Below are 26,687 nucleotides of genomic sequence, written 5' to 3'. Positions count from 1 at the left end.
CCGCTGGCAGCACACCTACAATCACCACCGCGGACACACCGCACTCGCAGGCAAACCACCCGCCAGCCGCATCCCCAACCTCACAGGGCAATACAACTAGGCCGCACACGCGGAGCGGGCACGGTCCGCCCGGAGGCCGGGGCCGCGTGGGGCTGGTACCGGTCCCCGGGGTCCGTACGGACGCGGCCGCACGCGGGCGGCGCGGACGGGTCGCGCGAGCGCGGGTGGGCGGTGCCGTCGCGCAGATGCGCGGCACGTACGCGGAAAGGCACGGTTCACCCGAAGGGCGGGGCCGTGTGGGGCCGATACCGGCCCCGGGCCCCACGGGGGACACGGCCGCACGCGGGTGGCGCCGACGCGTCGCGCGAGCGCGGGCGGGTGTTTGCGCTGCCCTTTCGTGTGGCGGCCGTCGGTACCGTCTGCTCCACGCGGTCGGGTGCGTCGTGACGTACCCGCATGTGGTCCAGCAACCCGGGCTGTGTGGCGTCGGGTTGTCGCCGGGGGAACCGGCCGTAGGCCGTCTGCCGCGGCCCGTGCCGCTGTGGTGAGGCCCGTTGGGCAGGCGCGGTGCCACCACAGTGCTCCGTCCGCGAGAACGGCCTCGGCCGTCCGGCCCCGGCAGGAGCGGCGCGCGGCGCTATCCGCTCCGGCCCGGGGGCGCCTCTGGGGCCGGGACGAACAGACTCAACCGATACGTGGTCGGGAGGCTCGACCGGCCGCACAAGGTGTCGATCCGGGTCATCGCCCAGTCCGTCCCGCCACCGGCCGCGCGGAGGCCACGCAGGTGAGCCCGCCATTCCGACTCCATCTGGGTCTCGAAGAGCACCTCCCAGCGGCCGGCCCCGAAAGCCGGTGCACCGGCGGCCCGGCGGCCCTGGTCCTGTCGCTGACGCCTCTTCCGCTGCCCTGGCACCGGCCCAGCATCGCCGGACCACCCCGCCGCGGCAACCCCCGCCCCGGCGGCACGACGGCCATGGGTCGCGGGCAAGACACCCCCCTAAGGGAGTCCTCCCCACGCCGGGTGGCGGGGGTCGTCGGCGCGTACCACCACGTCGGCCGTTTCGGCGGGGGTGACCTCCTTCTCGTATCGCTCGAAAGCGGGGAGCGTCCAGCGGTCGGGCTCGTTCGTGCGGCGGCGGAGGGCGTTCGGGGACAGGCTCAGGTGCACCGTCAGGTCGAACGGGAACCAGTGGCCCAGCAGGAACGGACCGTGCGTCACCAGCACCCCGCCGGGCGGCAGTTCGACGGGCGCGCTGCGCGTCGCGCGGTCCGTGGCCGGGTCCCAGAGGTCGGGCAGGACGCGTCCGCTGCCGCCAGGGTCCAGCGGGCCGAAGACCTCGCGCCAGAGCGCGCCCGTGTCGAACCACCCGTGGTAGTACGTGTCGGGGTCCTCGCGGCCGTACTCGTACCGCAGCGACGCCGGCCGCAGGAAACCCGCCGTGTCGATCACGAGGACCGACCGGCCGCGCAGCCGCAGCGCGTCGGCGAGCGCCGCGGCCGGCGCCCCGGTCCCCGCGGCCGGCGCGCCGTCGACGGCGACGCGCAGCCAGGGTCCGCCGTCGGCCGGTGCCGTCTCCAGCAGCCGCTCGGCGAGGGCGTCGGTCAGCCGGTCCCAGGTGATCGCTTCGAGTCGCACCCGTTCATCATCGGTCACTCACGGGGCGGTCACCCGTGCGCGCAGTGCGGCGGGTCCGCGTCCTCGGACAGCGCGCTGCCGACCGGCAGCAGGTACGTGAGGTAGAGGACCACCGGCTCGCTGCCCAGATTGCGGCCGATGTGGCGGTGCAGCGACCCCGACGGCTCGACGAACGACTTCCCGGCGGGCGTCACCTCGACCGAGCAGTCGTCCAGGATTCTCGTCAGCGTGCCGGACTGCACGACGACGATGAGCTGGCCCCGGTGGTAGTGCCAGCCGGTGGAGCCGCCCGGCGCGACGGTGATGGTCCGTACGACCACGTCCGTACGCCCCTCGGCCTTCACCTCGAGGGTGCCGTCGGAGGTCCCCTGGGCCAGGATCGTGCCCGTCACCCCGCTGCCCGGGGTGGCGAGCGCGGCCGACGGCACCACCGCGAGCGCCGCCACGGACGCGGTGACGAGCGCCGCCCTGCCGGAACCGACCGCCCGGAACCGCCGGCCCAGCCGCCCGTTCCCCGCCGCGCGCCGCCTGCTCCAAGCCCTCATGGTTCCTCCAACTCGTCTGTGGACAGGCGAAGTTGCAGGCAGCGGAACCGCACACCCGATCCGCCGACGCCCCCGCCAAATCGGTCACGCTACTCGATCGCCGTGCCCGGTTCGCCACTTCCGCCGACTTCTCCTGACGATGCGTCACCGTGCGGCTCCCGCGCTCCGCGTCACGCGCCGCGCAGCGCCTTCGCCAGGGCGCTGTCGCCCGCCACCTCGATCCGGCCGTCGCGCACCCCGTCGGCGAGCGTGAGCGTGCCGGCGCCCACCGCGCGGCACGTGTCGGCGTCCAGGACGAGGCAGGCGTCGGGGGCGTCGGCGGGACCGTCGCCGTACGCGACCCGGCCGACCCCCGGAGTGTCCAACGAGCCCGAAGGGGCCGACGGGTCCGCAGGGCCCGCAGGGCCCAACGGCCCACCCCCCAGCCGGACATGGAACACGCCCTCGTCCAGCCGCACCTCCACCACCCCCTCCGCGCCCGCCCCCGCCCCGCACGCCGCGAGCACCGGCATCAGCGGCACGGCGAACCAGTGCGCCCGTACGGCGTCGGTGGGACGGCGCTCCTCCAGGGCCGGCGCGCCCCACCGCGCCAGCGCGGTGAGCACCGGCAGCAACCCCCGCCCCCGCTCGGTGAGTTCGTACACCACCGCGGCCGACGGCGGCGGCAGCTTGCGGCGCGTGGCCAGCTCGTCGCGCTCCATGTCCTTGAGCCGGGACGCGAGCACGTCCGTACTGACGCCGGGCAGATCGGCGTGCAGATCGGTGTACCGGCGGGGACCCGCCAGCAGTTCACGGACGATCAGCAGGGTCCAGCGGTCGCCCACGGCATCGAGGGCACGGGCGGCGGAACAGTACTGGTCGTAGCTTCGGCGGCGTGGCATGCGTCGCAGTCTAGACATGTTGTTGGACTTTCCAAGCTCGCACTTGGTAAAACCAAGTATCGCAAGAACGGCATGAAGCAAGAAGCAAGACGGTCGAACGAGGTCTGGGAGCCCACCGCATGGAATTCCGGCAGTCGAGCAAGCTCAGCGAGGTCTGTTACGAGATCCGCGGCCCGGTCATCGAGCAGGCCGACGCCCTGGAGGAGGCAGGCCACAGCGTCCTGCGCCTCAACACCGGCAACCCCGCCGCCTTCGGCTTCGAGGCGCCGGAGGAGATCGTCCAGGACATGATCAGGATGCTGCCGCAGGCCCACGGCTACACGGACTCGCGCGGGATCCTCTCCGCCCGCCGCGCCGTCGCCCAGCGCTACCAGACCCTGGGGCTGTCCGAGGTCACCGTGGACGACGTCTTCCTCGGCAACGGCGTGTCCGAACTGGTCTCCATGGCGGTGCAGGCGCTGCTGGAGGACGGGGACGAAGTCCTCATCCCCGCACCGGACTTCCCGCTCTGGACCGCCGCGACGACCCTGGCCGGGGGCCGGGCCGTGCACTACCTCTGCGACGAGTCGGCGGAGTGGTATCCGGACCTGGACGACATGGCATCCAAGATCACGGACCGTACCAAGGCCGTCGTGATCATCAACCCCAACAACCCCACCGGCGCGGTCTATCCGCGCGAGATCGTCGAGGGCATCCTCGATCTCGCGCGCCGCCACCAGCTGATGGTGTTCGCCGACGAGATCTACGACCGGATCCTCTACGACGACGCCGTGCACCACTGCGCCGCCGCCCTCGCCCCCGACCTGGTCGTCCTGACCTTCTGCGGGCTGTCGAAGACGTACCGCGTGGCGGGTTTCCGCTCGGGCTGGCTCGTCGTCTCGGGACCCAGGCAGCACGCCCGCAGCTATCTGGAGGGGCTGACCATGCTGGCGTCGATGCGCCTGTGCCCCAACGCCCCCGCGCAGTACGCCATCCAGGCCGCGCTCGGCGGCCGGCAGTCCATCCACGAGCTGACGGCTCCCGGCGGCCGGCTGCGCGAACAGCGGGACCGCGCCTGGGAGAAGCTGAACGAGATCCCCGGCGTCTCGTGCGTCAAACCGAAGGGCGCGCTGTACGCGTTCCCGCGCCTCGACCCCAAGGTGCACAAGATCCACGACGACGAACGCTTCGTCCTGGACCTGCTGTTGCGCGAGAAGATCCAGGTGGTGCAGGGCACGGGCTTCAACTGGCCCCGCCCGGACCACTTCCGGATCCTGACACTGCCGTACGCCGACGATCTCGACGCCGCGATCAGCCGCATCGGCCGTTTCCTGGGCGGCTACCGGCAGTGAAGTCCGGCGCTTCCGGGCCTCGTTGGAGAGATCCCTGAAAGCAGGAGCGGGCTCGGGAGCGTAGCCGGCTCCCGAGCCCTGAGAGTGCCACCATGTCGCACACCGGCACACTTGAGGACCCAGGTCAGCATGATGTCGTCGCGTCCTGCCTTTGGACCACCGCGCATCGAGCTGCGCAGACCGGAATTGAACCGGCATTTCGACGTCCGGGGCCTGAGTCCGGTCGATCCGGCGATCGGTGGCGAATGCTGAGTCTGGAGCAAGAGTCTGAGATTGATCGCGGTCGCCTCTGCCAGTTGGGCCACCGAGGCAGGAAGTGCCTCGGGGAGGAGTCGAACCTCCACCGGAACCGCGCCTTTCACGACAAGCCTCAGTTTCAGCTTGCGCTCCTCGCGCACCCCGCCCGGCGTCTGTGCGCCGGCCGGGGAACCAATGAGGCTACCCGAACAGGTAGCCGAACACGGCGTCACCCACCCGCTGGTCGGTGACCTCGGCGCCGTTGGCCTCCTCGCGAGCGAACTTCACGGCCTGCTGGAGCTTCTCCACCCGGTCGAGCAGCTCGTTGACCCGGCGGGCCGGCAGGGCGCCGCTGAATTTGGTCGTGGTCCAGTACCCGACCGGGATGTGCTCGTAGTACACCTCGACCTGCGCCGGGTGCTTCTCCGTGGCCTCGGCCTTCACGTGGTTGCGCGGGACCTTCTTCGTACGGAGCGTCCGTACCGCCTCGGTCTTCCACGCGTCCGTCGACGGGTCCTGGCTCCAGGCCTCCGACGCGTCCAGCACCGGCAGCTTGCGGACGAAGGTGTTGAGGTCCGTCAGCTGCTTCTCCAGGAAGAGGAGGTAGGAGACGGGCACGGCGGCCACCAACACCCGTCCGTCCACGGTGACATCGGCGCGCGCCTCGCAGTTCGCCCAGTCCTTGGTGGCGGTCACGTCGAACAGCCGCGTCAGCGACTTCGCGGTGTCGCGCAGCACGTCCTCGGCCTGGACCTGGACCCGGGTCGACTCGGGCGGAAGCTGCTCGCCCTCCTCGTCCTTCGCCTGGTACGTACGGGAGATGCCGACGAGCAACGCCGGCTTCTGGAGCCCGTGATGGGCCGCCGTCAGGTCCTGGTGCGCCTTGGCCTTGACGCCTTTCTCGACCGCGATGATCTGATTGAGTTTCGCCACGAGGAAGACACTAGCGACGAGTTGACTTCCCATCGAACGATTATTCGCCCGGGCGCGGTTCCGTCCGCGCCCGCTCGCGCCCGGTCCGGTGTCAGAACCGTACGGGCAGCTCCCGCAAGCCCCGGGCGCGGGTGGAGGGGCGCCAGCGCAGGGTGTTGTCCGGCACGTCCAGTGCGAGGCGTGGGAAGCGCTCCAGCAGTGCGGTGAGCGCGATCTCGGTCTCCAGCCGGGCCAGGGGCGCGCCGAGGCAGTAGTGGATGCCGTGGCCGAGGGCGAGGTGACCGGCCGTGTCGCGGTCCAGGTCGAGCCGGTCGGGGTCGGGGAAGCGCCGCGGGTCGCGGTTGGCGGAGGCGAGGGAGAGCAGTACGGTCTCCCCCGCCGGTACGGTCACCCCGCCGATGGCCACGTCCTCCACCGGGAAGCGGCGCAGGGCCGTCAGCGCGGGGCCGTCGTAGCGCAGGAATTCCTCGACCGCCGCCGGCATCGCCGCCGGTTCGGCGCGCAGCGCGGCCAGTCGGTCCGGATCGCGGAGCAGGGCGAGGGTCGCGGTCCCGATGAGCTGGATGACGTTCTCGTAGCCCGCGAAGAGGATGAGGAAGGCGAGCGAGACCAACTCGTCCTCGCTCAGGCGGTCGTCGGACTCGTCGCGGGCGGCGATCAGCGCGGACAGCAGGTCGTCGTCGGGCTCGGCGCGCTTGCGGCCGATCAGGCCGGTGAAGAAGCCGAGCATGGCGCGGACCGCGTTCTTCATCCCGTCGGGGCGCGCGGGGTCGGGGGTGATCAGGGCGTCGGTCCACTCCCGGAAGTCGCGCCGGTCCTCGGCCGGTACGCCCAGCAGCTCGCAGATGACGGCGATGGGCAGCGGGGCCGCGTACGAGGCGACGAGGTCCGCGCGGCCCGCCGGGGCCATGGCGTCGAGCAGTTCGCCGGCCGTGCGGCGGATCGGCTCCCTGAGCCTCTCGGTGCGCCGGGCGGTGAACGCCTGGACGACGAAGCGCCGGATCCGGGTGTGGTCCGGGGGATCCATGTTCAGCAGGTTCGCGTCGAGCGCGGGCGGCAGGGAGAAGCCCCGGTAGTTGCCGGGCAGGGCGTGCCGCTTGTCGAGGGACAGCCGGGGGTCCGTGAGCGCCTGCCGTACGTCGTCGTAGCGCGTCACGATCCAGGCGGGCATCCCGTCCGGCCCGGTGATCCGCCGCACGGGCGCGGTCTCGCGCAGCCGGGCGTAGACGTCGTACGGGTCGGCCAGCAGCTCGCCCGTGAGGTCGGCGGGCGGCGTGGGTGTCGTGGGCGGTGCGGGTGCCTCAGGTGTGGGGGGTGCGGCGGGTGCGGCCGGTGCACCGGCTGCCTCAGGTGCGGCTGGTGCACCCGGTGCGTCCGGTACGTCTGGTGCGGGGGACGGGCCGGGGGTCGAGGGTGCCATGGGACCAGCGTAAACAGGCCCGTGCGGCCGGCGGCACGTGGCTCCTCGGTGCCGGCGGGCGTGGTCCCGGAGTCGTAACCCGCCGTCCGGCTGGGCAGCTTCCCGGCATGACGGAACGCCCGCTGCTCCTCCTCGACGTCGACGGTCCCCTCAATCCCTACGCCGCCCGCCTCTACCGCCCGCGCGGCTACACGAGCACCCGGCTGCACCCCTCGGCCTGGCTCTCCCGCCAGGCGCCCGGGTCCCGCGGCCACCGGCGCGGGCTGCGGGTGCGCCTCCACCCCGGGCACGGGGCGCGGCTGCTGGCGCTGCCGTACGAACTGACCTGGGCCACCACGTGGATGCACGAGGCCAACGTCATGATCGCCCCGGTGGTGGGGCTCCCGACGGACCTCCCCGTGATCGAGTGGCCGGAACTCTTCGCGAAGGACCCCGACGGCCTGTTCTGGAAGACCCGGCCGCTGCTGGAGTGGGCGGCGGGGCGTCCGTTCGCCTGGGTCGACGACATGATCACGGACCGGGACCGGGTCCATGTCGCGGCGCACCACGACGCCCCGGCCCTGCTGCTGAGGATCCACCCCCGACGCGGCCTGCGGGAGGCGGACTTCGCGACGCTGGCGCACTGGGCGGAGGACGTGCGGCGGAGCACCGTCCGACTCCGTCTCCCCCCGCTCCCCGTGCCTGCCCGGTTGCTCAGTCCCGGCCGCCGGAGCCGAGGTCGAGGCGGCCGATGTCGCGGGCCTGGACCAGCGGGCCCTGCACCGTGCCGCCGCTGACCGTGTTGTGCGTGTCGCCGGGCTGCCGGTCCGGCCGCCCGGCGTCCAACTCCGCCAGCAGCGCGCGCAGTTCGGCGGCCGCCTCCGGGTCGGCGAGAAGGGTGCGGCGCAGGCGGTTGCGCCATTCGGTGCGCAGATCCTCGGCGGTGCCGGCCGCCGTCTCCCCGCCGTCCGTGCCCTGGGCGGCGGCCAGTTCGGCCCGGCCGCTCTCCAGGTCCGCCTCGACCGCCTCGGCCGTCGCGGCTCCCCTGCCGGCGAGGAAACCGGTCACCCGGTCCCGTACCGAGGTCCAGCCGTCCGTCGCCATCTGCTGGACGAGCGCCGTCGCCCCCGCCGTCGCCAGCGCCAGTAACTCCGCTTCCACCAGGCCCCCTTCGCGCACACTCCGCTACCGGAGAAGACTACCTGTCACCGTCCGAGGAGGGTGGTGAGCGCGCCCACGGGATCGGTGTCCGGGGTGCCCCGGGGCCACCAGTCCTCGCGGTCGCGGTCCGACTCGTAGCCGTACCAGAGGCCGTCGCGGCCGAAGCGCAGTTGGAGCGACGGGGTGGAGAGCCGGTTGCGCCAGGGCCGGAAGTGGGGCTGGTCGGCGGCGGCGAGGGCCGGGCGGGCGCGGTCGAAGGGTCCGGCCGGCGGGTCCCAGGGCTCCTCCAGGGCGGCGAGGCCCGCGAGACCGCCCTGGCGCCAGGCCGCGACCGCGCGGGCCAGGTCGGTGGGGGTGTGGTCCGTCCCGGCGCCGAGGTCGCGGTAGAGGGCGCGGGTGGAGGCGGTCAGCCCGGAGCCGGGGTGCGCGGCGGCCAGCCGTACCGCGTCCTGCCAGGGGGTGAGCGCGCCGACCGGGTCGAGACCGGTGGTCAGGAACGTGTGCGCGCGGGCCGCCGCCTCCGAGGCGAGCAGGTCGAGCGCGAGCGGGTCGGGGGCGCCCGGGGCCTGCGGGTAGGCGGGCGGGCGGCCGGGGCGGTCCGGCGTGCGGAAGGGCGGCGGGAGCGCGGGGAGCGTACGGGCGGCGAGGGCGGTGGCCGCCGGGACCGTCGGCATGGGCGGCGGCGCGGCGGTCCGTTCGGCGGCCGAGCGGGTCGCGTTGCGGCGGGTCAGGTCGGCCAGGACCTCCAGCTCGCCGCGCCCGCGCATCAGGAACAGGACGAAGGGGTCCTTGTCCAGGAGCCGGGCCGTCTGGTAGCAGAGGGCGGCGGCGTGTTTGCAGGGGAAGCCGTCGTCGGGGCAGGAGCAGTCCGGGGTGAGGTCGCCCCCGGCGGGGAGCAGGTCGGCCGTGGCGGCGAGGGCGTGGGGCATCTCCTTGTCGAGGAGGGCCGCGATGTGGTCGGGGCGGGCCGCCGCCGCGTCGAGCAGATCCTCCCAGTCCCCGTCGTCCAGGGTGCGCAGCCGGATTTCCGTACGGTACGGGCGGGGCCTGGAGCCCCGTACGTAGGCGGTGACGCGGCCGGGGGTGACCGTGATCGCGTCGACGTGGCCGCCGCCCGCGTACACCCGGCCGCGGCTCAGGCGGGCCGGGTCCAGGGCGGTGTCCTCCATCGACTCCACCCAGGCGTTGCCCCACCAGGTGGTCGCGAACCCGCTCTCGAAGGCGCGCGCGGCCGCGTCGCCGGACGCGCTGGCGGGGCGTGGCGGCAGCGCGGGGAACGTACGGCGGCGGTCGTCGCGGCGCACGGCGCGCGGGGCCGTCACGCCTGCCTCCGCAGGGACACCAGGTCGGCCAGCTCCCGGTCGGTCAGCTCGGTCAGGGCCGCCTCGCCCGAGCCGAGGACCGCGTCGGCCAGGGCGCGCTTGGCCTGGAGCATCTCGGCGATCCGGTCCTCGACGGTGCCCTCCGCGATCAGCCGGTGGACCTGCACGTGCTGGGTCTGGCCGATGCGGTACGCGCGGTCCGTGGCCTGCTCCTCCACGGCGGGGTTCCACCAGCGGTCGAAGTGCACGACGTGGCCGGCGCGGGTGAGGTTGAGGCCGGTGCCCGCGGCCTTGAGGGAGAGGACGAAGACCGGTGTCTCGCCCGACTGGAAGCGGTCCACCATGCGCTCGCGCTCCGCCACCGGGGTGCCGCCGTGCAGCAGTTGGGAGGGGATCGCGCGGGAGGTGAGGTGTGCGGAGAGCAGCCGGGCCATGGTCACGTACTGGGTGAAGATCAGGACGGAGCCGTCCTCGGCGAGGATGGTGTCGAGCAGTTCGTCCAGGAGGGCGAGCTTCCCGGAGCGGCCGGTCAGCCGGGCAGTGTCCTCTTTCAGATACTGCGCGGGGTGGTTGCAGATCTGCTTGAGCGCGGTGAGCAGCTTCATGACCAGGCCGCGGCGGGCGATGCCCTCCGCGTTCTCGATGGCGCCCATCGTCTCGCGGACGACGGCCTCGTACAGGGAGACCTGTTCCCGGGTGAGGGCGACGGGGTGGTCGCTCTCCGTCTTGGGCGGCAGCTCGGGCACGATGCCCGGGTCGGACTTCTTCCGGCGCAGCAGGAACGGCCGCACCAGGCGGGCCAGCCGCTCCACGGCCTGCTCGTTGTCGGCGTCCTTGATGTCGGCGGCGCGCGCGTTCTCCACGTTCTCCACGATGCGGGCGTGCCGGGAGCGGAAGGCCTTGAGCGGGCCGAGCAGGCCGGGGGTCGTCCAGTCGAGGAGCGCCCACAGCTCGGAGAGGTTGTTCTCCACGGGGGTGCCGGTGAGCGCGATCCTGACGGGCGAGGGGATCGTACGGAGCGCCTTGGCGGTGGAGGAGAACGGGTTCTTGACGTGCTGGGCCTCGTCGGCGACGACCATCCCCCAGTCGTGCGCGGCCAGTTCGGCCGCGCTGGAGCGCATCGTGCCGTACGTGGTGAGGACGAAGCCGTCCCCGGCGCCGTCCAGGGAGCGTCCCGCGCCGTGGTAGCGGTGCACGGCCACCCCGGGGGCGAAGCGGGTGATCTCCCGCTGCCAGTTGCCGAGGAGCGAGGCCGGGCAGACGACGAGGGTGGGGGTGGGGCGGGCCCGGTGCAGGTGGAGGGCGATGACGGTGATCGTCTTGCCGAGGCCCATGTCGTCGGCGAGGCAGCCGCCGAGGCCGAGCGAGGTCATCAGGTCGAGCCAGGCGAGGCCGCGCAGTTGGTAGTCGCGCAGGGTGGCCCTGAGGGCCGGGGGCTGGGGCACGGCCGCCGGGCCCGCGACCAGCCGGTCGCGCAGGACGGCCAGGGCGCCCGTCGGGACGGCCTCCACCGTCTCGCCGTCGACGTCCGCCGTGCCGGTGAGGGCGATCGCCAGGGCGTCCACGGGCTCCAGGAGGCCCAGCTCCCGCTTGCGCGCCTTGCGCACGAGGGCGGGGTCGATCACCACCCACTGGTCGCGCAGCCGCACGATCGGGCGGGTGGACTCGGCGAGCGCGTCCATCTCCTTCTCGGTGAGGGGATCGCCGTCGAGCGCCACCTGCCAGTTGAACGTGAGCAGTTCGGCGCTGTCGAAGAACGGGGTGCCGTCCGTGGCGGACCCGGGCGCGGCGCGGACCACCGCCGACGCGGTGAGCGAGCGCACCAGCTCGCGGGGCCAGTGCACGGCGACCCCGGCCGCGGCGAGGCGGGCGGCGGCCGGGCCGAGCAGGTCGTACAGCTCGTCCTCGGAGAGCGACAGCGCGTCCGGGACGTCCCGCTCCAGCAGCCGCCCGAGCGGGGTCCAGACCCGCGCGGCCCGGCGCAGGGCGAGCATCGCGTCGACCCGGGCCCGGGGGCCGAAGCTCGCGTCCCCGTCGCCCGCCCAGAGGCGGCCGGCGTCGAGGACCAGGGTGGGGTCGGCGAGGCTGTGGACCTGGACGAGGGCGGCGCCGGCCCGGCGGGTGATCCGGGCCTCCTCGGGGTCGCGCTCGCCCCGCCGCCCGGACGCGTCGCCCAGCCGGCGGTCGGAGGCGGCGGAGGAGGCGGAGACGGCCCGGTCCGCGGAGGTGTCCGCCTCCTCCCCCGCTCCGGTCGTGTCGAACAGGTCGTACGCGGACAGGTCGAGCCGCAGCGAGACCCGCACGCCCGCGTCCATGCCCGCCGCCGCCTCGGCGGCCCACGTCCTGGCCCCCGGCAGATGCTGCGCGGCCCGGGCGGCGAAGGGCTTGCCCGCCGCGAACGCCGCCGCGGGCGTACGGGGCAGCGCGTCCGCCACGGCGTCCAGGAACGCCCGCACCAGCGCCTCGGGCTCCGGCAGGCTCAGCTTCCCCGGGTCCGCCCCCGGGTCCGCCCCCGGTCCGGCAGCCGGACCCGGCTCCGTCCCCGCGACCGGTACGGCGTACGCCTCCGGCGGCATCGCGGCGGCGATCGCCCTCAGCTGCGCGATGTCGTCCGCGTCGAGCGGGCCCGCCCGCCAGGCGTCGTGGTCGGACGCCGTGAGACCGGGCAGCAGCCTGCCGCGCGCGGCCAGCTGGAGCGCGTGCAGCGCGGCCGCTCCCCAGCACGCCGAGGCGGGATGCGCGGTCCTGTCCCGCCGGGCCCGGACCAGCAGCGGTACGGCGTCGGCGACCGGCATCAGCAGCGCGGGGACCGTCCGGGCCTCGACCCCGCCGCGCTCCCCGAGCCGTACGACCGTGATCTCACCGCGTTCCGCCCGGCCCGTGATCTCGTCGCCCCGCGTCCGCCCGCGCGTGTCGGGTCGGGTCGGGCCGCCGTCGGTGCGCGGCGGCATCGCGCCCTCGACCGGCCACGCGGGCAGCTCGCCCTCCGGGGCCCAGAAGGCGACTCTCCCCTCGCGCGGCAGCCCGGCGGGCAGGAAGACGGCCGCGCAGCGCGTGACACCGGGCGGTACGGAGGAGGAGAGGGTGGTGGAGGAGGAGAGGCCGGCGGAGGACGACGGGGCCGATCCCGCGCCCGAAGCGGCAGCGGTACCAGAAGCGGCACCGGCGCCCGGCAGGGGCGCGCGGGCGGGTGGCCGCACGGCGGTGTGCGCGACGCGCTCCATGATTCCCACTCCCTCCCACCCCACGGTCCGACGGCGAGATCCGACTGACTGCGAGTCTAGGCGGGGGGTCTGACAACCGGCCGCCGAGCGACGTCTCCGCAGGTCAGTAGGGGTGGGTGAAGATCAGCGCAGCCCTTCCCAGATCTCCCGGGCCGCCGCCCCCGGATCCCGGACCGGCTCGGCCACCGCCGCGCCCTCCGCCCCGAACACCATCGTCGTCCTGGTGTCCCGGTCGTACGGCCGCCAGCCCGGATCGCCCGTCGTCGCGAACCGCACCCACGCCCCGTGCATCGCGTCGGCGACGCTCTGCGGCGCGTCCTCGCCGAGCATCGGGGCGTACACCGGGTCGCGCAGCCGGTCGAACACGAAGCCCAGCTCGGCGGAGTGGCAGGCGCCCAGCCGGCCGCCGAAGCGCGGGGAGCGCCACGCGAACTCGTACACGTACGAGCCCGGCACCGCCTCCGCGAGCCGGATCGCCGGGATCCGGTAGAACCAGTCCGTCACGAGAGCGTCGTACAGCTCCCCAGGGGTCGGCTCATCAGGGGTCGGCTCCCCGGGCGCCGCCCCGGCCCGCCCCTCCCGGTACAGAGCCAGCGCCGGCTCCGGATCGAGGCCGTACGCCCGCGCGGTCGCGCGCAGCCTGGCCCATGTCAGGAGCTCCAGGCGCCCCGACGGCACCAGGAAGAGCCGGTACTCCTCACGGTTGCTGCCGACCAGCAGGTCGACCCCGCAGTCCGGCCCCGGCAGGATCCGCCGGGGCCGTACCGGCTCGAACGGCATCATGTTGACGGCGGCCTCGCCCCACAGGGCGCGGTCGGGACGGGCCACGATCTCCGCGCGCAGCTCGGCCTGCGCGGGGAGCAGCCGGTCGGCGGGCACCCCGGCGAGGGCCTCGGCGGTGGGGGCGACGTCCAGTTTCGCCGCCAGGCGCGCCGTGATCAGCCGCGCGGAGGCCGGGGTCAGGAAGTGGTGGGCGCCGCCGCTCTGGAGGATCGCCCGCCGGAAGAGGCCCTTCGCCCGCTCCATCCCGAGCAGGACACCGATGCTCATCGCTCCGGCCGACTCACCGAAGACCGTGATCCGGTCCGGGTCGCCGCCAAAGGAGGTGATGTTGTCGCGCACCCACTCCAGTGCGGCGATCTGGTCCAGGAGGCCGCGGTTGTCCGGCACGCCCTCCAGATGGCAGAAACCTTCCGCCCCGAGCCGGTAGTTGAAGGTCACGCACACCACGCCGTCCCGCGCGAACGCGGTCCCGTCGTACGCGGAGGTGGAACCGGAGCCGTTGGCGAACGCGCCGCCGTGCACCCACACCATGACCGGGAGCCGGGCGCCGGGACCGGGCGACGGGGTCCAGATGTTCAGGTTGAGGCAGGACTCCCCCGGTGCGCCCGGGACGACGTTCTCCGGGAGGAGCGCGTCGAGGGGCGGTGCGTAGGGCGCCTTCGGCACGGTCGGGCCGTACGCGACGGCGGGGCGCACGCCCTCCCACGGCTCGACGGCCCCGGGCGGACCGAACCGGGGCGCGGTCGCGTACGGGATGCCGAGGAACGACGTCACCCCCGTGGTGGCGGACTCACGGCCTCGGACCTGCCCCTGACGGGTCGTGCACTGCGGTTCCATACGCGTGCTCTACCCCGGCGGCGGGCGCCGGAGCCCCCGGGGGACGGCCGGGACCGGAATCCGTCCGTAGCCCGGCCGGCCGCACATCTGGTGCCGCTCCTCGCGGGATCCGGCAGTGTGACGAGCACCTGCCCGCGTACCGGCCCGAAGACGAGGACCGCCCATGTCCGTGACCCATCACCGGCGCCCCGGCATCGCCGCCGGGGCCGTGCTCCTGACCTTCGCCGTCGCCGGCTGTTCCGGCCTCGGCCGGACGTCGGTGGGCACGATCGTGTACGAGTCCGCGAACCGGCACGAGGTCCAGGTGTCGAACCCGCTGGTCACCGGCTGTCACCGGCTCGTGCCGGGCGGCGCCGTCGAACTCACTAACCGCACCCTCGTCGACATGCGGATGTTCCTGAGCCCGGACTGCACGGGGAAGAGCACCACGTACATCGCCACCACCCTGAATGATGTGATCGCCCCCGGCGCCGCCCCCTGGCGGAGCTACACGTTCGTGCACTGAGCCGCGCCGGTCCACCGGAGCCGTGCGGACACGCGCTCAGCGCGCCGCGCCCACGCGCCGGCGGACCAGCGCGACCAGTTCCGCCGTACGGGGCCTGCGGACCACGGCCATGAAGACCAGCGGGACGGCCAGGATCACCGGGGTCAGCAGGTTCTCGCCGTCGAAGACGGTCAGCTGGGTGACGAAGGCGCCGATCATCAGTCCGACGAGGGCGATCGCGGCCACCCCCGACAGCAGCGGGATCAGCAGCGCCACGGCCCCGGCCAGCTCCAGCGCCCCCACCAGGTACATGAACCAGTCGCCGAAGCCGATGGTGTCGAAGGACTCCGCCGCCGAGGAGTGCGCGACCAGCTTGGGGGCGGCGCTCGCAATCCCGAAGAACAGCGCCAGGACGATCTCCAGCCCGCGCACCGTGAGGTGCGCCCGGCGCGAGGGCTCGCAGGGCGCGGCCGAGGTCGGGTTCAGGGCCTCTGACATGGTGGTTTCCTCCGTCTGGTCGAGCGCCCGGTGGCGCTGTCGAGAGGTGGACGGAAGGCCGCGCCGGAACTCATCGCTCGCCGCTCACACTCTTCCCCGTGGTCGGGGTCAGGGGCCGCCTCGGCGGGTAGACCCACCTCGGGAGGTGCGACTATGCGCACCGGAAGTGAGCCGACGACCGCACGCAGTGCGCTGCGGATGCGGTTCTGGCTGAGCGTATGGGGTGTGATCTGGGCCGTCTTCGGCACGGTGGCGTTCGCGGTCGCCGGGCGGATGGGCTGGTCGCTGGCGTGCGGCCTGCTGCTGCTGGCCGTCCTGGCCGACCTGATCGTGGTCCTCTGGCGCATCAGACGCAGGGCGCGCGGAACGGATCGCGACGACCGGTACGGCCGGCCACGGGGCCGCTGACACGCCGGGGCCCGTACCGTGCCCTTGCGGTGACGCTCCGGCACCGGCCGGTGTCACTCCGCGTCGGGCGGACCGGCGTCCCGCGCGTCGCTGTCGAACCGGGCCGCCTTCAGATACTCCGGCTTCGGGTCCAGCGCCGCCGCCAGCCGGAAGTGCCGGGTGGCCTGGTCGGGGCGGCCCGACCGCTGGTACGTCCTGGCCAGGGCGAAGTGCGCGTACGCGTTGTCCGGCTCGCGCTCCAGGACCAGCTCGAACTCCAGCTCGGCCGGGCGCAGTTGGGCGGCGGCGAAAAACGCGCGGGCGCGCAGCAGCCGGGCCGCGGTGTTCTCCGGGTGGGCCGCGATCACCGAGTCGAGGAGCTTCACGGCCCCGCGCGGATCCCGCGCCGCCAGCAGCTGCTCGGCCGCGCGGTAGTCGATGACGTGGGTCTCCGGGCTCTCGGGCACGGTCGCATCCTTCCCTAGCTGCGCGGCTTCAACGCCACGCGTGGTGGTGCTATTCCATTCTCCCGCGCCGGCCGGACGCCGCCGCGCGCTCCGTCAGGCTCTCCCAGACCCTGCGGACCTGCGGTTCCAGTCTCTCCAGCGGTCCGTCGTTGTCGATGACGACGTCCGCGACGGCGCGGCGCTCCTCGCGTGTCGCCTGCGCCGCCATGCGGCCGCGCGCCTCGGACTCGGTCATGCCCCGGGTCCGTACGAGCCGGTCCAGCTGGGTCGCGGACGACGCGTCCACGACGACCACCAGGTCGTACAGCGGCGCCATGCCGTTCTCCACGAGCAGCGGCACGTCGTGGACGACGATCGCGTCGGCGTCCGCCGCCGCCTCCAGCTCGGCGGAGCGGGTACGGACCAGGGGGTGGACGATCGCGTTCAGCGCCTTGAGCCGCCCGGGGTCGCCGAAGACGATCGCGCCGAGTGCCGGGCGGTCCAGGGCCCCGTCGGCGGTGGTCACGCCGGGGCCGAACTCGGCGACGACGGCGGCCAGCCCCGGGGTGCCCGGCTCGACGACCTCGCGCGCGATCCGGTCGGAGTCGATGACCACGGCGCCGTAACCGGCCAGCAGCCGCGAGACCTCGCTCTTGCCCGCGCCGATTCCGCCCGTGAGTCCCAGTCTCAGCATGGGTGCCAGCTTAGGGGGTGGGCCCCGGTACGACACGGCCCGTACGGAACCGGCCGCCGCCGGGTCCACCACGGTCACCCCGCCGTCCCGCACGGTCAGCGGCGACCGGCGGTCGGCGGTCGGCGCCCGGCGGTCGGGGAGCCGGTCGCCCACAGCGTCCGGGAACAGCGAAGACCGCGGCGTCCGGACACATCGTCCGGGCACCGCGGTCATCGCGGGAAGATCTTCGGTGCCGCTCGGGGAGCCGCTGGGCGGGGCGGCCTCACGGCATCTCGGCCTCAGGCTCCTCCGTCGCCCTCCCGCTCGGCGAGGAACTTCTCGAACTCGCGGCCGATCTCGTCGGCCGACGGCAGCTCCGTCGGCTCCGCGACCAGGTTCCCCCGGCTCTCGGCGCCGGCCACCGCGTCGTACTGGTGCTCAAGCCCCTGGACCATGGTCACCAGGTCCTCGTCACCCTCGCTGAGCTGGCGTTCGATCTCGGTCTGCGTGCGCTGTGCCTCGGTGCGCAGGGAGTGCGCGATGCTCGGCAGGACCAGCCCCGTCGCCGCCGTGATCGCCTCCAGCGCGGTCAGCGCCGCGTCCGGGTACGAGGACCGCGCCACGTAGTGCGGGACGTGCGCGGCCACCCCGAGGACGTCGTGCTCCGACTGCATCAGGCGGTATTCGAGCAGCGACTCCGCGCTGCCCGGCACCTGCGCCTCGTCGAACGGGCTGCGGTGGCCCGGCATCAGGTCCGTGCGGTTGCCGTGCGGCGTGATGCCGACCGGCCTGGTGTGCGGGACGCCCATCGGAATGCCGTGGAAGTTCACCGAGAGCCGTACTCCCAGGCGCTCCACGATCTGGCGGACGGCCGCCGCGAACCGCTCCCACTCCACGTCCGGCTCGGGGCCCGACAGCAGCAGGAACGGCGCTCCCGTGGCGTCCTGGACCAGGCGCACGTCGAGCGTCGGGGTCTCGTAACCGGCCCAGCGGTCCTTCTTGAAGGTCAGCAACGGCCGGCGCGCCCGGTAGTCCACGAGCCGGTCGTGGTCGAAGCGGGCCACCACCTGGTGGGGCAGCGACTCCAGCAGGTTCTCGACGATCTGGTCGCCGGTCTCCCCCGCGTCGATGTAGCCGTCGAAGTGGTAGAGCATGACCAGGCCCGCCGACTCCTGTGCCAGCGCCATGTCGACGACGGCGAGGCCCTTGGGCTCCCATTCGTACAAACCCTGCGGATCAAGCACGATTACCGCTCCTCCTCGTGTTCGTAGGAAGAACGCACCGTGCGGCACGGGCATTCCCCGTGCCGCACGAAGATCCGTTGCGAAACGTCCGGGCGTCGGAACGTCCGGGCGTCGGAACGTCCGGGCGTCGGAACGTCCGGGCGTCGGAACGTCCGGGCCCGGGACGTCGGGCCCAGGCCCGGGACGTCAGGCGAGGACGCGCGCGTGGAGCGCGCTCACCACCTTCCTGGCGGAGGTGAAGGCGCCGTGCTGCCACGCATCCGCGTACGAGAGGTAGTCACCGGCGAAGTAGACGCGGCCCGCGGCGCGGTTGAGCGGCGCGAAGACCGGCGCGTCGGGGCCGCCGGACATGCTGTGCCAGGCGCCCTCCAGGTGCGGGGTCTGCCGCCAGTGGTGGGAGAAGGAGGACGCCAGCTCGGTGCGGTACTTGGCGCCGTGGATCTTCTCGCCCTGCGCGACGGCCCGCTTCTCCCGCTCGGCCGGGGTCAGGTTCCCGTACGTGTCGGCGTTGGTGCCGGTGTTGTAGTAGCCGATGACGGTGCCGCGCGCCCCGTGGAAGCCGTACGACGGGTACCAGATGTGGCTGAGGTCCATGTCCGTCTCGGTGATCCCGCCGTAGATCCGGTGGTCGCTCTCCCACCAGCGGCTGCGGTACTCCAGCGCGATCTTGCCGGCGGACGACGGCCGTACCGCCTCCAGCGCGGTCTGCACGGCGCCGCCCAGGTTGTGGGAGGTCTTCGCGAGGAGGTGGGGCGGCAGAGCGGCGACGCAGTAGTCCGCGTCGATCACGCGGGTCCGGCCGTTCTGCGCGTACGTGACGCTCACGCCGTGCGCCTTGTCGGTGATCTTCTGGACGACGGCGCCGGTACGGATCCTGCCGTGGCCGATCGCCCGGGTGAGCGCCGCCGGTATCCGGTCCATGCCGCCGACCGGCTGGAACATCAGCATCGCCTGGTCGTACCCGAATTCGAAGGAGAAGTAGCGGCCCACTCCGCTGGAGAGCACCTCGGACACGGTGGGCACCCCGCCCAGCTCCACCCCGGGGGTGCCGGCGGCGGCCGGGTCGACGGTGAAGCCGCGGTGTTCGCTTCCGGTGTAGGTGAGCTGGCTGCCGATGTCGCCGAAGCTCTTGAGAAATTCGAGGAGCCGCTGCTGGTCGTCGGCGGTCAACTCGGCGTCCAGCGCGCCCCGTCCGGTGGCCTTGGCGAGCAACTCGGAGACGTAGCCGTACGTGTCGGCCTTGGCGGTGCGGTAGCGCACCGGGGCCGTCATGCCGGCCTTCTCGTTGTAGATGTAGGCGCTGGCGTTGGAGTTGGTGAACACCTCGACGGGGACGTCCAGTTCACGGCAGTAGTCCATGGTGACCATCCACTGCGGGATCCGGGCGGGACCCGCGTTCATGTACTGGCCGTCCGAGAAGCGCGCCGTCTGGCGGTGGCCGAGGAGGTCCGTGGTCGAATCCCCGCCGCGTACGGTGAAGTTGCGTCCTCCCGTACGGTCCCTGGCCTCCAGGACCGTACAGTCGTAGCCGGCCTTGCCCAGTTCGTACGCCGTGGTGAGGCCGGCGATCCCGCCGCCGACGATCACCACCTTGGCGGCCGCCCGGCCCTTGAGGGTGAAGTCGCCCGTTCTGGGCGCGCGGAAGACGGGTTCGCGGCTCGCGGCCTCGGCGGTGGGGGCGAGACCGAGGGCCCCCATGGTGGCGAGCATCGCCCCCGCTCCCCCGGTGACGCCGACCTGGCGCAGGAAATTCCGGCGGCTCGTGCCGGAGGTGTGCGTACCCGAAGTGCCGGCGCCTGTGGCGCTGTTGCCCGAAGTACTGGTGCCCGTGGTGGTGTTCGGCGTGTGACGCATGGCCAGTTACCCCTTCCGGTCAGGTGTGCGGGGATCGTGGCAATGGCGTGTTACGGCCCGTCGGATGTTCGTGTATCCCACACGTTGCCCTCCGCTCACCGCGTCACCGGCCGCGCACCCCAATCCCCCGCCCCCTCTTGGCCATTGGTCCAGACCTTGGCATGCTCAAGACGACCGGAACCGATCCGGCCCCCCTGACCGGGAAGGCACCCCCATGCGCGCCCGAACGCTCCTCCCCGCCCTGCTGGCCCCCCTCCTCGCCACCGGCGGTACGGCCCTGCTCGCCACGCCCGCCGGCGCGGCGCCCTCGGCCACCGTCATCCAGGTGAGCACCGCCGCCCAGCTCAAGACGGCCCTGACCACGGTGGCGCCCGGCGACACGATCAAGCTCGCCGACGGCACGTACAAGGGCAACTTCAAGGCGACGGTGGCCGGCACCGCCGGGGCCAGGATCACCCTCGTCGGCTCGCCCGCCGCCGTCCTCACCACCACCACCGGCGGCGGCTACGCCCTGCACCTCAACGGCGCCGCGTACTGGACCGTCCAGGGCGTCACGGTCACCAACGCGCAGAAGGGCATCGTCACGGACGCGGCGAACGGCGTCGTGATCGACTCCGTGACCGTGCACAACCTCACCATGGAGGGCGTCCACTTCCGGACGTCCAGCAGCAACGGCATCCTCAGGAACTCACGGATCTACGACACCGGCAACGACGGCCGGGGCATGGGCGAGGGCGTGTACGTCGGCTCGGCGGGCGACCTGAGCGACCGCAGCGACAACGCGCAGATCCTCGACAACACCATCGGGCCCGACGTCGGCGGCGAGAACATCGACATCAAGGAAGGCACCACCGGCGCCCGCATCATCGGCAACACCTTCGACGGCAACGGCCTCACCAACGCCAACTTCGACGACTCCTGGGTCGACGTGAAGGGCAACAACACGCTGGTCGAGGGCAACACCGGCCGCAACACCCGGAACAACGGCTACGAGACCCACACCCAGCAGACCGGCTGGGGCTGCGGCACGGTCTTCCGCTCCAACCGGTCCGACCTGACCGGCGCCACCGGCACGGCCCGGATCGCCGTCAACGTCACCAACAACAGCGCGTCCTGCAAAACGACGGTCTACAGCTCCAACACCGTGACCGGCGGCAACGGCCTGACGAACATCGCCGTCACCCCCTGACGCCTCGATGCCCTGACCCCGGACACGCGGAAGGCCCGCTCCCCCGAAGGGGAACGGGCCTTCCGTGCGGCTGTTCAGCCACCTGCCGACCGGAGCGTCAGCTCTGGCCGCCGGCCAGCTTCTCGCGGAGCGCGGCAAGCGCCTCGTCCGACGCCAGGGCGCCGGAGTTGTCGTCCGACTCCGAGGAGTACGAACCGCCGCCACCGCCGCCACCCGAGGCGGCCGGAGCGCTGCCCCCGCCGGCGGGCGCGGCAGCGCCCTCGGCGGCAGCGGCCTCGTCGGCCTCGCGGGACTTGATGACCTGCGCCTGGTGCTGCTCGAAGCGGAGCTGCGCCTCGGCGTACTGGCCCTCCCACGCCTCACGCTGGGTCTCGAAGCCCTCGAGCCAGTCGTTCGTCTCGGGGTCGAAGCCCTCGGGGTAGATGTAGTTCCCCTGGTCGTCGTAGGACGCGGCCATGCCGTAGAGCGTCGGGTCGAACTCGACCGAGGCGGGGTCGCTGCCGAAGGACTCGTTGGCCTGCTTCAGCGAGAGGCTGATGCGGCGGCGCTCCAGGTCGATGTCGATGACCTTGACGAAGATCTCGTCGTTGACCTGGACGACCTGCTCCGGGATCTCCACGTGGCGCTCGGCCAGCTCGGAGATGTGGACCAGACCCTCGATGCCCTCGTCGACACGGACGAACGCGCCGAACGGGACGAGCTTGGTGACCTTGCCGGGGACGACCTGGCCGATCTGGTGCGTCCGGGCGAACTGCTGCCACGGGTCTTCCTGCGTCGCCTTGAGCGACAGGGAGACACGCTCGCGGTCCATGTCCACGTCGAGCACCTCGACGGTGACCTCCTGGCCGACCTCGACGACCTCGGAGGGGTGGTCGATGTGCTTCCAGGACAGCTCGGAGACGTGCACGAGACCGTCGACGCCGCCGAGGTCCACGAACGCACCGAAGTTGACGATCGAGGAGACGACGCCGGAGCGGACCTGGCCCTTCTGGAGGGTCGTGAGGAAGGTCTGGCGGACCTCGCTCTGCGTCTGCTCCAGCCAGGCACGGCGGGACAGGACCACGTTGTTGCGGTTCTTGTCCAGCTCGATGATCTTGGCTTCGAGCTCCTTGCCCACGTAGGGCTGGAGGTCGCGGACGCGGCGCATCTCGACGAGGGAAGCCGGCAGGAAGCCACGGAGGCCGATGTCGAGGATGAGACCACCCTTGACCACCTCGATGACGGTGCCGGTGACGATCCCGTCCTCTTCCTTGATCTTCTCGATCGTGCCCCAGGCGCGCTCGTACTGGGCGCGCTTCTTCGAGAGGATCAGGCGGCCTTCCTTGTCCTCCTTCTGGAGAACAAGGGCTTCGATCTCGTCGCCGACCTTGACGACCTCGTTGGGGTCGACGTCGTGCTTGATCGAAAGCTCGCGGGACGGGATGACGCCTTCGGTCTTGTAACCGATGTCGAGCAGGACCTCGTCCCGGTCGACCTTCACGATGACGCCGTCGACGATGTCGCCGTCGTTGAAGTACTTGATCGTCTCGTCGATCGCGGCGAGGAAGGCCTCGGCGTTACCGATGTCATTGACCGCAACCTGCGGAGTGGTGGCGGTGGTCTCGGTGCTGCTCGTCATGTGGGTTAGGGCTCCGGTGCGGACAGTGAGTCGTAGGTACTGCTACGCCGGGAGCCCGTATCGCGTCTGCCGAAGCCGGACAGCCAAGGAAGCGCCGATCCCACACCACGGGATAAGCGCCTCGACGACCGAGGGGACAACCAACTGACGCGAGCGCGGCTGCTACGTCTGAGGCGCGCAAGCCCGCAGCGCAACCTTTAGCATACGGGGGCAGCCGAGCACGGTCAATGCGCGAAGGCGCACACCCGGGGCGGAACGGCCCATACCCGGCACATCCAGCGTTCGATGAGGCCACCACGGCCCCACGACGACTCCTCGCAGCCTACGACGACGGACACGATGATCCAAGAGTACGAACCCGAATCAGCGGCCGGTCCGGCCGACGCCCCCGCGACCGGCCCCGACAGCGGCTCCGACAGCGGCCCCGGCACCGCGTCCGACGCCGAACCCGAGGCCACCCGCCGCGAGAGCGGCGCGGTGGAGAGCAGCCGGGCCAATCGCGGCTGGTGGGACAGGAACGCGGACGAGTACCAGACCGAGCACGGCACCTTCCTCGGCGACGACCGTTTCGTCTGGTGCCCCGAGGGCCTGGACGAGGTGGAGGCCGAGCTGCTGGGCCCGCAGGAGTCGCTGCGCGGCCTCGACGTCCTGGAGATCGGGGCGGGCGCGGCGCAGTGCTCGCGCTGGCTCGCGGCCCAGGGCGCCCGCCCGGTGGCGCTCGACCTCTCGCACCGGCAGCTCCAGCACGCCCTGCGGATCGCGCAGGACCGCCCGACCGGCTTCCCGCTGGTGCAGGCCGACGCCGGGCAGCTGCCCTTCCTGGACGGCTCCTTCGACCTGGCCTGTTCCGCCTACGGGGCGATCCCCTTCGTCGCGGACCCGGTGGGGGTCTTCCGCGAGGTGCGGCGGGTCCTGCGGCCCGGCGGGCGCTGGGTCTTCTCGGTGACGCACCCGGTCCGCTGGGCGTTCCCCGACGAGCCGGGTCCCGAGGGCCTGTCCGTGGCGTCCTCGTACTTCGACCGCACCCCGTACGTGGAACAGGACGAGGAGGGGCGCGCGGTCTACGTGGAGCACCACAGGACGGTCGGCGACCGGGTGCGGGACGTGGTGGCGGGCGGTTTCCGGCTGGTCGACGTCGTGGAGCCGGAGTGGCCGGCCTGGAACAGCCAGGTGTGGGGCGGCTGGTCCCCGCTGCGCGGCAAGCTGATCCCGGGCACGGCGATCTTCGTCTGCGTACGGGAGGACTGACCGGTCCCGTACGGAGGGACCGGCCGGTCCCGTACGGGAGGAGCGACTGGTCCCGTACGGGGAGGCCCGGCCGGCCTCGTACGGGGAGGCACGGCCGGGCCCGCCGTCGTACGAGACTGGGCGCATGATCCGCCACGACAGTCTCCGCGCCCTGCCCGTCCGCACCGCCCTGCCCGCGCTGGAGCGGGCCCTGTACGGGCGCCCCGGGGACGGCGCGGACGCCGGGCACGGCTGCGCGGTGCTGTGCGCCCCGCCCGGGACCGGCAAGACGACGCTGGTCCCGCTGGTGCTGGCCGGCCTCCTCGGCGCGGAGGACGGGGGCCCGGCGGGCGGCGCGCCCGTACGGCGGGTGCTCGTCGCCGAGCCCCGGCGGATCGCGGCCCGCGCGGCGGCCCGGCGGATGGCGTGGCTGCTCGGCGAGAAGGCCGGCGAGCGGGTCGGCTTCACCGTGCGCGGCGAGCGGGTCGCCGGCCGCGACACGGTGGTGGAGGTGGTGACCACCGGGGTGCTGCTCCAGCGGCTCCAGCGGGACCAGGAGCTGGCCGGCGTCGACGTGGTGATCCTCGACGAGTGCCACGAGCGGCATCTGGACGCGGACACCGCGGCCGCGTTCCTGCTGGACGTACGGGCGGCCCTGCGGCCGGAGCTGCGGCTGGTGGCGGCGTCGGCGACGACGGACGCGGCGGGCTGGGCGCGGCTGCTGGGCGACGCGCCGGTGGTGGAGGCCCAGGGAGTGTCGTACCCGGTGGAGGTGGTCTGGGCGCCGCCTGTGCGGCCCGTACGGCCGCCGCACGGGATGCGGGTCGATCCCGCCCTGCTCACGCATGTGGCGTCGGTGGTCCGGCGGGCGCTGGCCGAGCGGGAGGGCGACGTGCTCTGTTTCCTGCCGGGGGTCGGCGAGATCGGCCGGGTGGCGGGGCAGTTGGGCGACGTGGGGGCCGAGGTGCTCCAGGTGCACGGGCGGGCGCCGGCCGCCGTGCAGGACGCGGTCCTGGCCGGGTCCGCCGGGGCGGGGCGGCGGGTCGTCCTCGCGACGGCGGTGGCGGAGTCGAGCCTGACCGTGCCGGGGGTACGGGTCGTGGTGGACGCGGGCCTGGCGCGGGAGCCCCGTACCGATCACGCGCGCGGGCTCGGCGCGCTGACGACCGTACGGGTGTCGCAGGCGGGCGCCAGGCAGCGGGCGGGCCGGGCGGGGCGCGAGGCGCCGGGGGCCGTCTACCGCTGCTGGACGGAGGCGGAGGACGTACGGCTGGCGCGTTTCCCGTCCCCCGAGATCAAGGTCGCGGACCTGGCGGCGTTCGCGCTCCAGGCGGCGTGCTGGGGCGATCCGGACGCGAGCGGCCTCGCGCTGCTCGACCCGCCGCCCGCCGGGGCGCTCGCGGCGGCCCGTGCCGTCCTGACGGCCGTCGGCGCGGTGGACGGCGTCTCGGGGCGGGCGACCGAACGCGGGGTGCGGATGTCGCGGATCGGCCTGCATCCCCGGCTGGCGCGGGCGCTCCTGGACGGCGCCTCGCGGGTCGGCACGCGCCGGGCGGCGGAGGTGGTGGCGCTGCTGAGCGAGGAGCCGCCGCGCGCGTACGGGGACGATCTGGCGGCGGCCTGGCGGGCGGCGCGCGGCGCCGGCGACGCGTACGGCGCCCGTTGGCGGCAGGAGGCGCGGCGGCTGGCCTCGGCGGCGGGCCGGGAGACGGCGGGGCGGGAGGGCGGCGCCTCGGACGACACCGTGGCCGGGCTGGTGGCGGCGCTGGCGTTCCCGGAGCGGGTGGCGCGGGCGCGGGGCGCGGGGGCGTACCTCATGGTGTCGGGGACGGGCGGGGAGTTGGGCGACGGGTCGGCGCTGCGCAGTGCCGGCTGGCTGGCGGTGGCGGTCGCGGACCGGCCGGCGACGGCGGTGGCCGCGCGGGTGCGGCTGGCGGCGGTGATCGACGAGGCGACGGCGCGGGACGCCGCCGGGCATCTGCGCTCCGAGGGCGAGGAGGTCCGCTGGGAGGGCGGTGACGTGGTGGCCCGGCGGGTGGAGCGGCTGGGGGCGGTGGAGCTGTCCGTACGGCCCCTGAAGAAGCCGGACGGGCGGCTGGTGCGGGCGGCCCTGCTGGACGGGCTGCGGCGGGAGGGGCTCGGGCTGCTGCGCTGGACGCGGGACACGGAGGGGCTGCGGGAACGGCTCGGCTTCCTGCACCGGGTGGTGGGCGGGGGCTGGCCGGACGTGTCGGACGCGGCGCTGCTGGAGCGGGCGGACGAGTGGCTGGAGCCCGAACTGTCGCGGGCGCGGCGGCGGTCGGACCTGGCGCGGCTCGACGCGGGGCAGGCGCTGCGGCGGCTGCTGCCCTGGTCCACGGGTGAGGCGGCGCGGCTGGACGAGCTGGCGCCGGAGCGGATCGAGGTGCCGAGCGGGTCGCGGGTACGGGTGGAGTACGGCGGGCCGCAACCCGTTCTGGCGGTGAAGCTCCAGGAGTTGTTCGGTCTGCGGGAGACGCCGGAGGTGGCGGGGGTGCCGGTGCTGGTGCATCTGCTCTCGCCCGCGGGGCGACCCGCGGCGGTGACGGCGGATCTGGCGTCGTTCTGGCGGGACGGCTACCGGGCGGTGCGGGCGGAGTTGCGGGGGCGTTATCCCCGGCATCCGTGGCCGGAGGATCCGTCGGCGGCGGTGGCGACGCGGCGGTTGAACGACCGGCGGTGAGCGGGCGGTTGTCCCCCGCACGCACCGCCGCCCCCGGGTCCGGGGGACGCGGGGGCGGCGGTGCGGCGTGGACCGGG

The 26,687-nt window shown here is 73.5% G+C and carries 21 protein-coding genes and 1 pseudogene; 7 read left to right on the top strand and 15 right to left on the bottom strand.

Translation table 11 applies throughout. The annotated features are described in order from the left end of the window. Window positions 1-997: 997 nt before the first annotated feature. The 3 genes from ACIODU_RS30150 to ACIODU_RS30140 form a co-directional block, all read right to left on the bottom strand. On the bottom strand, window positions 998-1,636 hold the full coding sequence (locus ACIODU_RS30150; protein ID WP_356424405.1) for a uridine kinase: 639 nt from the start codon (window positions 1,634-1,636) through the stop codon (window positions 998-1,000). Window positions 1,637-1,665: 29 nt separating this feature from the next. Then, on the bottom strand, window positions 1,666-2,181 hold the full coding sequence (locus ACIODU_RS30145; RefSeq protein WP_356424408.1) for a cupin domain-containing protein: 516 nt from the start codon (window positions 2,179-2,181) through the stop codon (window positions 1,666-1,668). Between the two features lie 170 nt (window positions 2,182-2,351). Beyond that, window positions 2,352-3,080 carry a winged helix-turn-helix transcriptional regulator gene (locus ACIODU_RS30140; RefSeq protein ID WP_401771576.1) on the bottom strand — a complete coding sequence of 243 codons (729 nt, stop codon included), beginning with the start codon at window positions 3,078-3,080 and terminating at the stop codon, window positions 2,352-2,354. A gap of 101 nt (window positions 3,081-3,181) precedes the next feature. On the opposite strand from ACIODU_RS30140, the gene ACIODU_RS30135 reads away from it, so the two are divergent. Then, window positions 3,182-4,393 (top strand): pyridoxal phosphate-dependent aminotransferase, encoded by a 1,212-nt coding sequence (locus ACIODU_RS30135; protein WP_356424414.1) that lies wholly within the window; start codon window positions 3,182-3,184, stop codon window positions 4,391-4,393. 438 nt (window positions 4,394-4,831) lie between these two features. On the opposite strand, the gene ACIODU_RS30130 is transcribed toward ACIODU_RS30135, so the two are convergent. Beyond that, entirely contained in the window at window positions 4,832-5,563 is a 732-nt protein-coding gene (locus ACIODU_RS30130; RefSeq protein ID WP_401771573.1) for a hypothetical protein, read from the bottom strand. A 91-nt stretch (window positions 5,564-5,654) separates the two neighbouring features. Next, the gene (locus ACIODU_RS30125) at window positions 5,655-6,983 is read right to left on the bottom strand and encodes a cytochrome P450 (RefSeq protein ID WP_401771571.1); all 1,329 of its coding nucleotides are present in this window, start codon (window positions 6,981-6,983) and stop codon (window positions 5,655-5,657) included. Between the two features lie 107 nt (window positions 6,984-7,090). Between ACIODU_RS30125 and ACIODU_RS30120 the strand changes: the two are divergent. Then, a pseudogene (locus ACIODU_RS30120) lies at window positions 7,091-7,621 on the top strand (hypothetical protein); the annotation flags it as partial. Window positions 7,622-7,676: 55 nt separating this feature from the next. On the opposite strand, the gene ACIODU_RS30115 reads toward ACIODU_RS30120, so the two are convergent. The 4 genes from ACIODU_RS30115 to ACIODU_RS30100 form a co-directional block, all read right to left on the bottom strand. Further along, a complete protein-coding gene (locus ACIODU_RS30115; protein WP_401771569.1) occupies window positions 7,677-8,123 on the bottom strand; it encodes a hypothetical protein in 447 nt (148 codons plus the stop codon). Window positions 8,124-8,167: 44 nt separating this feature from the next. Beyond that, window positions 8,168-9,445 (bottom strand): SWIM zinc finger family protein, encoded by a 1,278-nt coding sequence (locus ACIODU_RS30110; protein ID WP_401771566.1) that lies wholly within the window; start codon window positions 9,443-9,445, stop codon window positions 8,168-8,170. After that, on the bottom strand, window positions 9,442-12,669 hold the full coding sequence (locus ACIODU_RS30105; protein WP_401771564.1) for a DEAD/DEAH box helicase: 3,228 nt from the start codon (window positions 12,667-12,669) through the stop codon (window positions 9,442-9,444). The genes ACIODU_RS30110 and ACIODU_RS30105 overlap by 4 nt, the downstream gene beginning before the upstream one ends. A gap of 123 nt (window positions 12,670-12,792) precedes the next feature. Beyond that, window positions 12,793-14,289: a carboxylesterase/lipase family protein gene (locus ACIODU_RS30100; RefSeq protein WP_401771562.1), complete on the bottom strand. Its 1,497-nt coding sequence runs from the start codon at window positions 14,287-14,289 to the stop codon at window positions 12,793-12,795. Between the two features lie 163 nt (window positions 14,290-14,452). Between ACIODU_RS30100 and ACIODU_RS30095 the strand changes: the two genes are divergently transcribed. Next, window positions 14,453-14,794 carry a hypothetical protein gene (locus ACIODU_RS30095; RefSeq protein WP_401771560.1) on the top strand — a complete coding sequence of 114 codons (342 nt, stop codon included), beginning with the start codon at window positions 14,453-14,455 and terminating at the stop codon, window positions 14,792-14,794. 36 nt (window positions 14,795-14,830) lie between these two features. On the opposite strand, the gene ACIODU_RS30090 is transcribed toward ACIODU_RS30095, so the two are convergent. Continuing rightward, window positions 14,831-15,271 carry a DoxX family protein gene (locus tag ACIODU_RS30090; RefSeq protein ID WP_356424437.1) on the bottom strand — a complete coding sequence of 147 codons (441 nt, stop codon included), beginning with the start codon at window positions 15,269-15,271 and terminating at the stop codon, window positions 14,831-14,833. A gap of 153 nt (window positions 15,272-15,424) precedes the next feature. Between ACIODU_RS30090 and ACIODU_RS30085 the strand changes: the two genes are divergently transcribed. Then, a complete protein-coding gene (locus ACIODU_RS30085; protein ID WP_401771558.1) occupies window positions 15,425-15,679 on the top strand; it encodes a DUF6343 family protein in 255 nt (84 codons plus the stop codon). Between the two features lie 53 nt (window positions 15,680-15,732). Here the strand turns inward: ACIODU_RS30085 and ACIODU_RS30080 are convergent, their stop codons facing one another. From ACIODU_RS30080 to ACIODU_RS30065, 4 genes are all read right to left on the bottom strand, one after another. Next, the gene (locus tag ACIODU_RS30080; RefSeq protein WP_356424443.1) at window positions 15,733-16,125 is read right to left on the bottom strand and encodes a tetratricopeptide repeat protein; all 393 of its coding nucleotides are present in this window, start codon (window positions 16,123-16,125) and stop codon (window positions 15,733-15,735) included. Between the two features lie 49 nt (window positions 16,126-16,174). Next, window positions 16,175-16,798 carry a dephospho-CoA kinase gene (gene coaE, locus ACIODU_RS30075; RefSeq protein ID WP_401771556.1) on the bottom strand — a complete coding sequence of 208 codons (624 nt, stop codon included), beginning with the start codon at window positions 16,796-16,798 and terminating at the stop codon, window positions 16,175-16,177. A gap of 278 nt (window positions 16,799-17,076) precedes the next feature. Beyond that, the gene (locus tag ACIODU_RS30070; protein ID WP_327237103.1) at window positions 17,077-18,021 is read right to left on the bottom strand and encodes a PAC2 family protein; all 945 of its coding nucleotides are present in this window, start codon (window positions 18,019-18,021) and stop codon (window positions 17,077-17,079) included. Window positions 18,022-18,207: 186 nt separating this feature from the next. Further along, complete coding sequence (locus ACIODU_RS30065) at window positions 18,208-19,731, bottom strand: flavin monoamine oxidase family protein (RefSeq protein WP_401771590.1); 1,524 nt, start codon at window positions 19,729-19,731, stop codon at window positions 18,208-18,210. Between the two features lie 358 nt (window positions 19,732-20,089). Here ACIODU_RS30065 and ACIODU_RS30060 point away from each other — a divergent pair, with 358 nt between their 5' ends. Then, a complete protein-coding gene (locus ACIODU_RS30060) occupies window positions 20,090-21,064 on the top strand; it encodes a right-handed parallel beta-helix repeat-containing protein (protein WP_401771553.1) in 975 nt (324 codons plus the stop codon). Window positions 21,065-21,161: 97 nt separating this feature from the next. Here ACIODU_RS30060 and rpsA read toward each other — a convergent pair whose 3' ends face one another. Next, on the bottom strand, window positions 21,162-22,682 hold the full coding sequence (rpsA, locus tag ACIODU_RS30055; RefSeq protein WP_161312711.1) for a 30S ribosomal protein S1: 1,521 nt from the start codon (window positions 22,680-22,682) through the stop codon (window positions 21,162-21,164). Window positions 22,683-23,021: 339 nt separating this feature from the next. Here rpsA and ACIODU_RS30050 point away from each other — a divergent pair, with 339 nt between their 5' ends. Further along, window positions 23,022-23,930 (top strand): class I SAM-dependent methyltransferase, encoded by a 909-nt coding sequence (locus ACIODU_RS30050; protein ID WP_401771551.1) that lies wholly within the window; start codon window positions 23,022-23,024, stop codon window positions 23,928-23,930. 124 nt (window positions 23,931-24,054) lie between these two features. Next, complete coding sequence (hrpB, locus tag ACIODU_RS30045; protein ID WP_401771548.1) at window positions 24,055-26,610, top strand: ATP-dependent helicase HrpB; 2,556 nt, start codon at window positions 24,055-24,057, stop codon at window positions 26,608-26,610. The last annotated feature ends 77 nt before the right edge of the window (window positions 26,611-26,687 follow it).

The organism is Streptomyces sp. NPDC088261 (assembly GCF_044740805.1).
Lineage (GTDB): Bacteria > Actinomycetota > Actinomycetes > Streptomycetales > Streptomycetaceae > Streptomyces.
Note: the sequence above shows the minus strand (reverse complement) of the source record. Positions and strands in the feature narration are given on the sequence as shown.

Excerpts from the sequence above, each read along its gene's own strand:
- ACIODU_RS30145 (WP_356424408.1), bottom strand. The coding sequence starts at position 2,181 with ATGAGGGCTTGGAGCAGGCGGCGCGCGGCGGGGAACGGGCGGCTGGGC.
- ACIODU_RS30140 (WP_401771576.1), bottom strand. The coding sequence starts at position 3,080 with ATGTCTAGACTGCGACGCATGCCACGCCGCCGAAGCTACGACCAGTAC.
- ACIODU_RS30135 (WP_356424414.1), top strand. The coding sequence starts at position 3,182 with ATGGAATTCCGGCAGTCGAGCAAGCTCAGCGAGGTCTGTTACGAGATC.
- ACIODU_RS30125 (WP_401771571.1), bottom strand. The coding sequence starts at position 6,983 with ATGGCACCCTCGACCCCCGGCCCGTCCCCCGCACCAGACGTACCGGAC.
- ACIODU_RS30105 (WP_401771564.1), bottom strand. The coding sequence starts at position 12,669 with ATGGAGCGCGTCGCGCACACCGCCGTGCGGCCACCCGCCCGCGCGCCC.
- ACIODU_RS30100 (WP_401771562.1), bottom strand. The coding sequence starts at position 14,289 with ATGGAACCGCAGTGCACGACCCGTCAGGGGCAGGTCCGAGGCCGTGAG.
- ACIODU_RS30095 (WP_401771560.1), top strand. The coding sequence starts at position 14,453 with ATGTCCGTGACCCATCACCGGCGCCCCGGCATCGCCGCCGGGGCCGTG.
- ACIODU_RS30090 (WP_356424437.1), bottom strand. The coding sequence starts at position 15,271 with ATGTCAGAGGCCCTGAACCCGACCTCGGCCGCGCCCTGCGAGCCCTCG.
- ACIODU_RS30085 (WP_401771558.1), top strand. The coding sequence starts at position 15,425 with ATGCGCACCGGAAGTGAGCCGACGACCGCACGCAGTGCGCTGCGGATG.
- coaE (WP_401771556.1), bottom strand. The coding sequence starts at position 16,798 with ATGCTGAGACTGGGACTCACGGGCGGAATCGGCGCGGGCAAGAGCGAG.
- ACIODU_RS30065 (WP_401771590.1), bottom strand. The coding sequence starts at position 19,731 with ATGCTCGCCACCATGGGGGCCCTCGGTCTCGCCCCCACCGCCGAGGCC.
- ACIODU_RS30060 (WP_401771553.1), top strand. The coding sequence starts at position 20,090 with ATGCGCGCCCGAACGCTCCTCCCCGCCCTGCTGGCCCCCCTCCTCGCC.
- rpsA (WP_161312711.1), bottom strand. The coding sequence starts at position 22,682 with ATGACGAGCAGCACCGAGACCACCGCCACCACTCCGCAGGTTGCGGTC.
- ACIODU_RS30050 (WP_401771551.1), top strand. The coding sequence starts at position 23,022 with ATGATCCAAGAGTACGAACCCGAATCAGCGGCCGGTCCGGCCGACGCC.
- hrpB (WP_401771548.1), top strand. The coding sequence starts at position 24,055 with ATGATCCGCCACGACAGTCTCCGCGCCCTGCCCGTCCGCACCGCCCTG.